We start from the raw sequence: 2270 nt of genomic DNA on the forward strand, positions 1-2270 counted from the left end.
ACGATCGGCTTCGCGGCGAAGCGCGAACGCTGGCTGGCGCTGCGCGGCGCGCTCTGATCAGTCGACCACCGTCCCGCGCGCCATCACGAAATCGACCTTCTTGAGCACGCGCACGTCGGCGACCGGATCGCTCGCGACCGCGATGATGTCGGCGCTCTTGCCCGGCGCGATCGTGCCGATCTCATTCGAAAGGCCAAGCAGGTCGGCGGCGTTGACCGTCGCGGCCTTGAGGGCTTCGACCGGGGTCATGCCGTTCTGGACCATCAGTTCGAACTCGTCGCCGTTGCGGCCGTGCTTCGACACGCCGGCGTCGGTACCGAACGCGATGCGCACACCGCGCGGGACGAGTGCCTCGAGGCTCTTGCCGGTGATCGAAATCCGCCACCGGATCTTGGCGAGCACGTCGGGTTCGTAGGCGTCGGGATTGGCGGCGATCCGTTCCTTGTAACCGTTCACCGTCGACAATGTGGGCACATAATAGGCCTTCGACTTCGCCCACGCGGCGATCGTCGCATCGTCGAGAATCGTGCCATGCTCGACCGAATCGACCCCCGCCGCGAGCGCGAGCCGGATGCCGTCGGCCCCGTGCGCGTGCACCGCGACCTTCTTCCCGAACATATGCGCGGTGTCGACGATCGCCTGCGCCTCGTCGTCGAACATCTGCTTGCCGAGACCAGCACCGATGCGGCTGTTGACCCCGCCGGTCGAAGCAAATTTGATCACGTCGGCGCCGCGCCCGATCTGGAGCCGTACCGCGCGGCGGCAGTCGTCGGCGCCGTTGCATGTGTTACCCGCGCCAGCGAAGAAGGGGCGGAGTTCGTCGCGATAGCCGAGCGAGCCGTCCATATGCCCTGCGCTGCCCGAGATGCTGGCGCCCGCATCGACGATGCGCGGCCCCTGCACCTTGCCCGCGAGGATCGCATCCCTGAGCGCGAGGGTTGCGCCGTCTCCGTCGCCTAGGTTGCGCACGGTGGTGAACCCCGCGCGCAGCGTCTTCATGCCGTTGACCTCGGCATTGAAGGCCTGTGCCGCAGGGCTGAGCGTCATTTCCTCGAGCTGCCCGGCGAGGCCGCCTGCGTCGCTGGTCAGGTGGACATGGCTGTCGATGAGGCCGGGAAGGACATATTTGTCCCTGAGATCGACGACCGTCGCGCCGGGTTCGGCAGGCTGATAGCCATCGCCGATGCTGACGATCTTGCCGTCCTCGACGATGATCGTCGAAGCACCGCGTGCGGGCTTGCCGGCTTCGACGAGCAACTGACCGGCGTGGATGATCGTGCGCGCGGGCGCCTGTGCCGCGAGCGGCGAGGCGAGCGCCGCACCGATCAATGCGAGCGGAAGAATATGAATCGGCTTCATTCTGGCATCCCCTGTTTTGACTTTGGGGAGCGTTAAAGCCGATCAGAAGCCCATCGTAAAGCGGAGCGCCGCGCCCTGATCGTCGGGCATGGCGGCGATATGACCGGGGTCCTTCCGCCACCATGTATTGGCGATCAGGTCGCCCCCGAAAAGCGCCAGCGCATAACTTGCCTCGACCACCAGTTCGCGGCCGGTCGGCGCGAGATTATAGGTACGGCTGCCGAAGTCGGTGCGGCCGCTGGTATAGTCGTGCGCGACGGGGAGCAGCAGGTCGATTCCGCCGCGCGCGACGCGCAAGGGCTGGGCGAAACGGAGCGCGGCGCGGTCGCCTGCTTGCGCCAGATTGGCCTTGGCGACGTCGAACGAGAAGGCGGTCGACCAAAGCGCGCCGCCTGCGACAAGGCCGCGCGCATCGGGACGCGTCCACATCTGGCGCCAGGCACCGGCAATTTGCCAGTCGTCGCGCATATCGAGGATGAAGCTGGCATCGCCGACAAGGCTGGTCGCGCCGCCGGCACCGAACACGGGGCCAAGGCGCGCGCCGAGGAGGCTGTCCGATTCGCGCAGCCAGCTGGCGCCGAGCGCAGTGCGGACGGGGCCGAAGCGCGCGTCCCACGCGGCGCCAGCGCGCTGGTAGCGACTGTCCTGGCCCGGGCGGTAACGGAGGAGGGGGTCGTCCTGCCAGCGCGAGCCCGAGACTCGACCGCTTTCTATATAGACATTAACATATTGATTATGGGTAATATTATTCCGGATCAACATGCCAAAACCCGGACTGGCGGCGAAGCCAAGCCCCTCGTGGGCGGCGTCGCCGACAAGCATGGTATGACCGCTGTCGCCGCGCTCGGCCGCAAGCAGGCCGCCGGTGCCGCGTCCGGCGGCGAAGCCGATGCGGGTGCGAGCGTCAAGGC

At 67.0% G+C, this 2270-nt stretch carries 1 protein-coding gene and 1 pseudogene; both read right to left on the reverse strand.

The window, feature by feature from the left end; all coding sequences use genetic code 11:
- Window positions 1-57: 57 nt before the first annotated feature.
- The gene (locus tag VN047_RS03660; protein WP_325540132.1) at window positions 58-1359 is read right to left on the reverse strand and encodes an amidohydrolase family protein; all 1302 of its coding nucleotides are present in this window, start codon (window positions 1357-1359) and stop codon (window positions 58-60) included.
- A 42-nt stretch (window positions 1360-1401) separates the two neighbouring features.
- Window positions 1402-2270 (reverse strand): annotated as a pseudogene (locus VN047_RS03665) (hypothetical protein); the annotation flags it as partial.

The sequence above is a fragment of the Sphingopyxis sp. genome (assembly GCF_035565275.1).
Classification (GTDB): domain Bacteria; phylum Pseudomonadota; class Alphaproteobacteria; order Sphingomonadales; family Sphingomonadaceae; genus Sphingopyxis.